The sequence below is a fragment of the Aerococcus sp. L_32 genome, from assembly GCF_050689315.1.
This window is the reverse complement of the sequence record NZ_JBOEQF010001137.1, coordinates 1-593: the sequence shown is the minus strand read 5'-3', so window position 1 is coordinate 593 and position 593 is coordinate 1. Positions and strand designations below refer to the sequence as shown.

The window sequence follows — 593 nt, the reverse complement described above, 5'->3', positions numbered from 1 at the left end:
AAGGACAAAGTCCTTCAGTTAATGCGAAAATATGACTTCTCATCATTGATGATTTACGCAGACAAAGAACACGGTAGTAACTTTGAATATTTAACTGGTTTTATTCCACGATTTGAAGAAGCTATCCAGGTAATCAACCAAGACGGGACGTCGACACTGATTTTAGGTAATGAGAACTACAATAAGACCAGTATGGCACGTACACAAAGCGAAGGCGTTCTTTGTCCATTCTTCTCTTTACCAAACCAACCTATGGATTTCACTAAAACTTTCGCTGACTATTTAAAAGATATTAAAGTAGATGATTCTAAACGAATTGGATTAGTAGACTGGAAGCTTTTGTCTAATGATATGAATAACTTCCACAACCACCATTCAGTACCAGCATTTATTGTGGATGGTGTACATGAAGTTTTCGGTTCTGACAAGGTAGTGAATGCAACCCAACTATACATGCATCCAAAAGAAGGTGCTCGTGTAACAAACAATGCAGAGGAAATCGCTCGTTATGAATATGGTGCTTCGCTTGCTTCTGATGCTGTTCTTGAAGCAATGAACCAGCTAAATATTGGTCAAAGCGAGTTAGAGGCAGG

At 38.6% G+C, this 593-nt stretch carries 1 pseudogene; it reads left to right on the top strand.

The window, feature by feature from the left end:
* Positions 1-21: 21 nt before the first annotated feature.
* Positions 22-593, top strand: a pseudogene (locus tag ACRCJ0_RS18595) (M24 family metallopeptidase); the annotation flags it as partial.